The organism is Rhizobacter sp., assembly GCF_031412075.1.
Lineage (GTDB): Bacteria > Pseudomonadota > Gammaproteobacteria > Burkholderiales > Burkholderiaceae_C > Rhizobacter.
Genome location: NZ_JANOCG010000459.1, coordinates 1 through 7,768, shown reverse-complemented (window position 1 = coordinate 7,768; position 7,768 = coordinate 1). Strand labels below are relative to the sequence as shown.

11 protein-coding genes are annotated in these 7,768 nt (G+C 62.6%); 8 read left to right on the top strand and 3 right to left on the bottom strand.

Annotated elements, in window-relative coordinates; genetic code table 11:
• Positions 1-230: 230 nt before the first annotated feature.
• Positions 231-1,061 (bottom strand): flagellin N-terminal helical domain-containing protein, encoded by an 831-nt coding sequence (locus RMO40_RS17490; protein WP_309724178.1) that lies wholly within the window; start codon positions 1,059-1,061, stop codon positions 231-233.
• A gap of 25 nt (positions 1,062-1,086) precedes the next feature.
• Between RMO40_RS17490 and RMO40_RS17485 the strand changes: the two genes are divergently transcribed.
• From RMO40_RS17485 to RMO40_RS17455, 8 genes are all read left to right on the top strand, one after another.
• Complete coding sequence (locus RMO40_RS17485) at positions 1,087-1,644, top strand: hypothetical protein (RefSeq protein ID WP_309724177.1); 558 nt, start codon at positions 1,087-1,089, stop codon at positions 1,642-1,644.
• Positions 1,645-1,697: 53 nt separating this feature from the next.
• Positions 1,698-2,021 carry a flagellar transcriptional regulator FlhD gene (gene flhD, locus RMO40_RS17480; protein WP_296686190.1) on the top strand — a complete coding sequence of 108 codons (324 nt, stop codon included), beginning with the start codon at positions 1,698-1,700 and terminating at the stop codon, positions 2,019-2,021.
• 126 nt (positions 2,022-2,147) lie between these two features.
• Complete coding sequence (gene flhC / locus RMO40_RS17475; protein WP_309724174.1) at positions 2,148-2,684, top strand: flagellar transcriptional regulator FlhC; 537 nt, start codon at positions 2,148-2,150, stop codon at positions 2,682-2,684.
• Between the two features lie 268 nt (positions 2,685-2,952).
• Positions 2,953-3,813: a flagellar motor stator protein MotA gene (gene motA, locus RMO40_RS17470; protein WP_309724171.1), complete on the top strand. Its 861-nt coding sequence runs from the start codon at positions 2,953-2,955 to the stop codon at positions 3,811-3,813.
• Between the two features lie 167 nt (positions 3,814-3,980).
• Positions 3,981-4,553 (top strand): flagellar motor protein MotB, encoded by a 573-nt coding sequence (locus tag RMO40_RS25540; protein WP_489660187.1) that lies wholly within the window; start codon positions 3,981-3,983, stop codon positions 4,551-4,553.
• Complete coding sequence (locus RMO40_RS25535) at positions 4,498-4,956, top strand: OmpA family protein (protein ID WP_489660186.1); 459 nt, start codon at positions 4,498-4,500, stop codon at positions 4,954-4,956. Before RMO40_RS25540 ends, RMO40_RS25535 begins: the two co-directional genes overlap by 56 nt.
• Positions 4,957-4,985: 29 nt before the next feature.
• The gene (gene cheY / locus RMO40_RS17460) at positions 4,986-5,381 is read left to right on the top strand and encodes a chemotaxis response regulator CheY (RefSeq protein WP_201805355.1); all 396 of its coding nucleotides are present in this window, start codon (positions 4,986-4,988) and stop codon (positions 5,379-5,381) included.
• A 13-nt stretch (positions 5,382-5,394) separates the two neighbouring features.
• Entirely contained in the window at positions 5,395-6,039 is a 645-nt protein-coding gene (locus RMO40_RS17455) for a protein phosphatase CheZ (RefSeq protein WP_309724168.1), read from the top strand.
• A gap of 493 nt (positions 6,040-6,532) precedes the next feature.
• Here RMO40_RS17455 and RMO40_RS17450 read toward each other — a convergent pair whose 3' ends face one another.
• Together RMO40_RS17450 and RMO40_RS17445 are read right to left on the bottom strand one after the other, a co-directional pair.
• On the bottom strand, positions 6,533-7,174 hold the full coding sequence (locus tag RMO40_RS17450; RefSeq protein ID WP_309724166.1) for a response regulator: 642 nt from the start codon (positions 7,172-7,174) through the stop codon (positions 6,533-6,535).
• Between the two features lie 27 nt (positions 7,175-7,201).
• Positions 7,202-7,768, bottom strand: a 567-nt coding sequence (locus tag RMO40_RS17445; protein ID WP_309724164.1) for an ATP-binding protein, incomplete at its 5' end; no start/stop codon positions are given.

The window sequence follows — 7,768 nt, the reverse complement described above, 5'->3', positions numbered from 1 at the left end:
TATGCGCAAGCTGTTGACGATCATGAATGTCGTCATCAAGACCAATAAACCTTGGAATCCCGAGCTCCATGTCGCTTGACATTGAACACGGTTGCTCAGCCCGAACGGACAGCGGTGCGCGAAAGCGGCAAACCCAAAACGCACAACGCCCTGCCCCACCAAAGTGGACCAGGGCGTTGCCCAGAAGCACAAGCCAGGAGCGCCGTAGCGCCCCCAACCCATCTTCCAGATCAGCGCAGCAGCGACAGAACTTGCTGCGGCAGCTGGTTGGCTTGCGAAATCATCGCGGTACCAGCTTGCTGCAGGATCTGGGCGCGCGACAGGTTCATCGTTTCCGATGCGAAGTCAGCGTCCATGATCCGGCCACGGGCGGCAGAGAGGTTCTCTGCAGACGTTGCCAGGTTGGCGATCACCGAGTCAAAACGGTTCTGCACGGCACCCATGGTGGCGCGGCCTGTGGTGATCGCAGTGATCGCCGTGTCGATGGCCGTGATGGCTGCCGTCGCACCGGTGGCGTCAGCGCCCGAGATGTCCAGCGCGCCAACGGAGGTGACCGTGCCGCTCAGGTCCACCGCGTTCACGGTGATCGTGTCGGTCGAGGCCGTGCCGGCGCCGACCTGGAACGCGAACGTGGCTGGCGTGCCGCCGAGCAACGCGGTGCCGTTGAAGGTGGCGCCGCTCACGACACGCGCAACTTCAGCATTGAGCTGTGCGAATTCAGCCTGGAGGTTGGTGCGGTCGGCGGCGTTGTTGGTGCCGTTGGCCGATTGCACGGCCAGTTCACGCATGCGCTGGATCGCGTCGCCCACCTTGCCGATGGCGCCTTCAGCCGTTTGCGCCAGCGAGATGCCGTCGTTGGCATTGCGCGAGGCCACGTTCATGCCACGCACTTGGGCGTTCATGCGTTCTGCAATCGCGAGGCCGGCTGAGTCGTCCTTGGCGCTGTTCACACGCAAGCCAGACGACAGGCGCTGCATGGCGGTGGCCAGCGAGTTCTGAGTCGACGCGGTGTTGCGCTGAGCATTCAGCGAAAGGATGTTGGTGTTGATCGTCATTGCCATTTAAATATCTCCGATACGGTTAGAAGTGACTTCCGGCAAGCGCCGGCATTTGCCGCTACAGACACTTGGCTCTTGCGAACCTCGCTTCTGCGTTGACCTGGCCGCAGGTGTGACCCCTTGGCCTGCTGCGCCCGGCGTGCGTCATCCTCAGATCTCGCAAGAGGCTTGGTTCGTGTGCCTCTCACTCAACACTTGGTCGCTTACTCCGGACCGCGGGTTTGATTGCTCATCCCCGTTGGTTTTGTTATCGGACCGCCTGATTCAGAACTTTAGAAAAAAAGTCAAGCTGGAGAAGGCGGGCTTGTTCAAGCTTGTTCACGGCATCGAAGGCCCGGTGAGGTATTTCGGCAATCTCGATGCACTACTTGAGGTGGCCACCGCGGGCGTCGTTGCCGTGCGGCAAATCCCACCCCTCCAGTGCAAACCCTCGCATGCGGTTGCCAGTTCGGTCACGTTCCGTTGTTACGCCGACTTACGTGTAGGTATTTGCCTTACACGTGTCATGGAAGAAGCTGGACTCAAGCCACAGAACCGGCCTGATGTTTCAGTCCATTTCTGCGTTTCACAATTCGTTCCACGTTGAGACACAAGCCAACGCAGCAGACAACCCAGACGAACAAACCAAGGAACAACAGCATGAACGCCGACCAAATCCTCACCGAAATCCGCGAAGCCAATCTGTCCTACCTGATGCTCGCGCAGAGCCTGATCCGCAGCGACCGCGAACAAGCGCTGTTCCGCCTGGGCATCAGCGAAGAGAGCGCCGCGATGATCACGCTGCTGACCCCCGCCCAGATGATGAAGATCGCCGCCAGCAACACCCTGCTGTGCCGCTTCCGCATGGACGACGACATGGTCTGGGGCCTGCTCACGAACCACGGCAAGGCTGCTTCCAACGACATGACCAGCCGCCTGCACGCATCGATTCTTATGGCCGGCCGCCACCAAGAAGCCGCCTGATGACGGCACCCGGCGCTACGCGCCACCCGCCAGGCGGGGCCTCGCCGGCTTGAGGCGGCTCGGCGCTCGGCTCGGCACCCTTCGACAAACGTTCCCTCATACACAGATAGATCAGGAGAAGATTCCATGCGTAGCAAGAGCATCCTCACCGAAGCCAAGCAGATTGATCGCGCAGTGACGCTGATCAACCTGGGCGCCCGCCTGCAAGTGCTGGAATCTGAAACCGATCTGAGCTACGAACGCCTGCTGCGTCTGTACAAAGAGGTCTCGGGCAAGTCGCCGAGCAAGGGCCAGCTGCCCTTCTCCACCGACTGGTTCATGACCTGGCAACCCAATATCCATGCATCGCTGTTCCTGAACATCCACGAGTACCTGAACAAGGTCGCCGAGATGGACGAGATCGACACCGTCATCAAGGCCTACCAGCTCTACCTCGAGCAGACCCAGGCACAGAGCCTGGAAGCCCTGCTCTCCGTCACCCGCGCCTGGCGCCTGGTGAAGTTTGTCGACAACGGCATGCTCACCATGACCAAGTGCTCCAAGTGCGGTGGCCATTTCGTCAGCCACCCGCACGAAATCAGCAAGCACTACGTCTGTGGCCTGTGCAACCCCCCGGCACGCGCCGGCAAGGGCAAGGCCTCGGGCGGCATCCAGATGCACTGACACCCCTCAAGTTTCTGCCGCGCTTGCCGATACACCTGTTAGGCAGCAACTGTTTTTTGTTCCTGTCTCCTCCTGGCACCTAGAAAGTGCTTTATCGCGGGCCCCTCAGGGTCCGCTTTTTTTTGTGCGGTGAAACCCCCGTTGTTGATGCGATCGAGCGCAGCGCCGGACGCACACACTTGCTCAAGAGGCGGGGGTTGGGGCCGATAAAGGGCTGAGGCTCTCAGGCTTTGCTGATCAAGCGCCTCTCGCAACCACACCACTCAACATGTTTGTTCTCATCGGCTACGGCGTCGCCCTGGGGTGCATCTTCGGGGCCTACATCAGTCACGGGGGCAACATCTCCGTGATCCTGAAGGCGTTGCCGACTGAATTGATGGCGATCCTGGGTGGCGCGCTGGGCGCCTTCGTGGTGGCCAACCAACCCAAGGTGCTCAAGGCCACGATGTCGGCCTTGCCCAAGCTGCTCAAGGGCAGCAAGTACACCAAGGCACGCTACATGGAGCTGCTCGCGCTGCTCTATGACCTGCTCCAGAAGGCCCGCAAAGAGGGCCTGATGTCGATCGAAAAAGACGTGGACGCACCGCACGAGTCGGCCGTGTTCCAGAAATACGCCACCGTGGGCAATGACCACCACGTGGTCGAGTTCATCACCGACTACCTGCGCATGATGGTCTCGGGCAACCTGAACGCCCATGAGATCGAAAGCCTGATGGACAGCGAGATCGACACCCACCATCACGAGGCCTATGCGCCCGTGAGCGCGATCGCCAAGCTGGCCGGCGCCTTGCCGGCCTTCGGCATCGTGGCCGCCGTGCTCGGCGTCGTGAACACCATGGGCTCGGTGGGCCAGCCGCCCGCCATCCTGGGCGGCATGATCGGCTCGGCCCTGGTCGGCACCTTTCTGGGCATCTTGCTGGCGTACTGCATCGTCGAGCCCCTGGGTGGCCTGATGGAGCAGAAGAACGACGAAGGCAGCAAAGAGCTGCAGTGCATCAAGACCACGCTGCTGGCCAGCATGCAGGGTTACGCCCCGCAAGTGGCCGTCGAGTTCGGCCGCAAGGTCTTGTACTCGACCGAGCGCCCCAACTTCGCCGAATTGGAAGCCCATGTGAAAGGCAAGAAGTGATGCGTTGCTTCGGCTCTCCTCCTGCGTCTTTAGACCGCCAAGGCGCCAAGATCGCCAAGGTCGCCAAGGAGGAGAAGACTTTTTTTCTTTGCGACCTTGGCGTTCTTTGCGCCTTGGCGGTTAAGCCTGCATCTACGCGCTCCGCGTTCGCAAACTAAGAGCCCACCATGGCAGGCGATAGCAAGAAGCTCCAACCGATCATCATCAAGCGCATCAAGAAGGGCGGCCACGCTGCCCATGGTGGCGCCTGGAAGATCGCGTATGCCGACTTCGTGACGGCGATGATGGCCTTCTTCCTGCTCATGTGGCTGCTTGGCTCCACCACCGAGGGCGACAAGAAGGGCATTGCCGATTACTTTCAGTCGCCGCTGCGTGTGGCGCTCTTGAGCGGCGGCAGCGGCTCGGGCGACTCTTCTCACGTGGTCAAGGGCGGGGGCACCGATGTCACCCGCGCCGGCGGCCAGGTGAAGCGTGGCGACATCGCCACCACCAAGAGCACCATCAACCTCGCCGCCATGCGCGCCGAGCAGCGCGCGGCCGAGGCCGGCAAGCTGGAGCAGATCAAGAAGCAGATGGAAGAGGTGCTGGCCAACAGCCCCAAGTTCGGTGCCCTCAAGAGCCAGATCAAGCTCGACATGACACCCGACGGCCTGCGCATCCAGATCGTCGACGAACAGAGCCGCCATGTTCGACAGCGGCAGCGCCATCGTCAAACCCTACATGCGCGAGCTGCTGCGTGAGATCGGCGGCATGCTGTCCGAAGTGCCCAACCGCCTCACCCTCGATGGCCACACAGACGCGCAGCCCTTTGCGGGCGACCGCGCTGGCCTGGGTTACGGCAACTGGGAGCTGTCGGCCGACCGGGCCAACGCCTCGCGCCGCGAGCTGCTGGGCGGCGGCCTGCCGGCCGACCGCATCTTGCGTGTGCAGGGCCTGGCCTCGAGCGTGCCCTTCGAGCGTGAAGACCCGCTCAGCCCCAGCAACCGGCGCATCAGCATCATCGTGATGAACCGCGACGCCGAAGACCGCTTCTTCCAGAAAACCATTCCAGGCGAAGAAACCGCCCCGGTTGCAGCCGCAGCCAGTGCGCCAGTGGCCGAGACGCCAACTGTGCCCTCAATATCCAACCCGAACGCCCGATAACAGCCGCAGTAGAACCACGCGAGGCCGCCATGAGCAACCCTGACATGAAATTCCTGATCGTCGACGACTTCTCCACCATGCGCCGCATCGTGCGTGGCCTGTTGAAGGAGCTCGGCTACAACAACGCCGAAGAAGCCGAAGACGGTGTCGCCGCGTTGAACCTGCTCAAGAACGCGAAGTTCGACTTCGTGGTGAGCGACATCAACATGCCCAACATGAATGGCTTCGAGCTGCTCGCCGCCATCAAGGCCGAAGCCAGCCTGAAGCACATTCCGGTGCTGATGGTCACGGCCGAAGCCCGCAAGGAAGACATCGTGCGTGCCGCACAAGACGGCGCCGCCGGCTACATCGTCAAACCTTTCACCAAGGCCACCTTGGAAGAAAAGGTTCAGAAGATCATGCAAAAACTGGCCACTGCGGCCTGAGGGAGAGATCCACATGAAGATGGACAACATGGCCGTACTGGCCAACCCGGTGCATGCGCCCGCGGCGGCCTCGCCAGAGGTATTTCAGCAACTCGGTCTCATCACCCGCCAGCTGCACGACACTCTGCACCAGCTGGGCGTGATGCCCAAGCTGCAAGACGCCGCCAACAACCTGCCTGACGCACGCAGCCGCCTGAACTACATCGCCGAAAAAACGGGCGCTGCCGCCAACAAGGTGCTGAACTCGGTCGACCAAGCCAAGGTGGAGCACAACATGATCGCCGCCGAAACGCGCCGCATCGTGGCCGCCATCGTGGCCGACCCGGTGAAGGCCGTGGCCTCGGGCTCGGTGATGAACTTCGTGAGCGATGTCGAAGCCGCCACCGCGCGCATCGACCAGCACCTGACCGACATCATGATGGCGCAGGACTTTCACGACCTCACCGGCCAGGTGGTGACGAAGGTGGTGTCGCTCGCGTCCGACTTGGAAGACAGCCTGGTGAAGCTGCTGGTGCAAGCCGCGCCGCCCGAGGCGGTGAAGGTGATCGAGCACAGCACGGCCGCGCTGAACGGGCCGGTGGTCAACCCGGAAGGTCGCACCGACGTGGTGGCGAACCAGACGGAAGTGGATGACTTGCTGGCAAGCCTGGGCTTCTGAGTTTTCGCTTCGAGTTCGATCAACGGCGGCCTGCGGGCTGCCGTTTTCGTTTGTCGGTTTGTCATTCCCGCGTGGGCGGGAATCCAGGATGGTTGCGCACCTCCTCCCGTTCGGGCCGACTTGTCGAAGCCTTGCTCGCTTTGTCGCTGTTCTTGTTCACTGCGTGAGGCCGCGCCGGGTGTTCGGCCCGGCGGCCGACCCACTTTCTTGTGTCGACAAGAAAGTGGGCAAAGAAGCGACCCCTGCCGACTCGGCCCTCGCGATGCGAGGGCTGCCTTGCGCTGCGCTCGGTCTTTGCGGGGCGGGCAGAACTCACTGCGCGAGCTGCAAAGACCGAGCAGCACAGAGCAGTCGGTCCCGAGGACCGACCGACGAGCAGGGTCGCCTTTGGCTTCGCCGAACCTTCGGTTTCTTTTGCCTCACGCAGTGAGAAGAAACACCACGCGACAGCGGCGCGACCCTGGATTCCCGCCTCCGCAGAAATGACAGGCCTTCACTCGCTGCCCACCAACCCATTGCGAATCGCGTAAACCGTCATCTCCGAGTTGTTCGACAACCCCAGCTTCTCCAGCACCCGAGCCCGATAAACACTCACCGTCTTCGGCGACAAGGTCAGCTCCTCGGCGATGTCGGAAAGCCTCTTGCCGGAGGCAATCATCACCAGCGTCTGCAGTTCGCGGTCCGACAGCTTCTCGTGTGCCGCTTCCGTGCCAGGCGTGGTCAAGCTCTCGACCAGCATCTGCGCAATCTCGGGCGTCACGTACTTGCGCCCCTGCCCCACCGTGCGCACCGCCGCCACGATCAGCTGCGGGTCTCCGCCCTTGTTCACATAACCAAAGGCCCCGGCGCGCAAGGCGCGGATGGCGTATTGGTCTTCGGGGTACATCGACACCACCAGCACCCGCATGGTCGTGCCTTCGTCCTTCAGCGCATGCAGCACATCGAGGCCGCTGCGCCCGGGCAGGTTGATGTCGAGCACCAGCACGTCGGCTTCGCCGACCGTGCGCATCAGGGCACGCAGCTCGCCGTAGTCGCCGGCTTCGCCAATCACCTGGATGTCGGGCGCATCGGACAAGGTGTCTCGGATGCCGCGACGGATCAGTGCATGGTCATCGCAGAGCAAGACTTTGATCATGGCGTCACTGCGAGAGAGGGGAGTTCATCATAGAGCGCCCCAGACCGTCGGATCGTAAGGGCTCGAAGGTTCTTCGAGCGGTGTGCCGGGTTCGGTCGGATCCATGTCGACCTCATCGTCGCTCCCCAGCGGCACCGACAGGATCAACGTGGTGCCGGCCGGCGTGCTGCTCAGGTCGACCCAGCCGCCCACCGTGCCGGCACGCTCGTGCAGGCCGCGAAGGCCGAAGGAGCGCGCCTTGGCCAGGTCGTCCTGGCTCAGGCCGCGGCCGTTGTCGCTGACCTCCAGCGACAACACCCCGCCGGCGAGCGACAGGTCGATGTGCGCCTGACTCGCCTGCGCGTGCTTGGACACATTGGTCAGCGCCTCCTGCACCGTGCGGTAGGCCACCAGCGGCACGCCGGCGGGCAGGCTCAGGTGCTCATGGCGCGAGCGGAACTCGCAGGTGATGCCGGTGCGCTTCTCGAAGCGGCTGGCCATCCACTGCAGGGCGGCGATCAAACCCTGCTCCAGGATGGCTGGGCGCTGGTTGTGCATCACCGGCTGGCTGGCCTCGATGGCGTGGCTCACGGTCTCCAGCGCCGAGTTGACCCG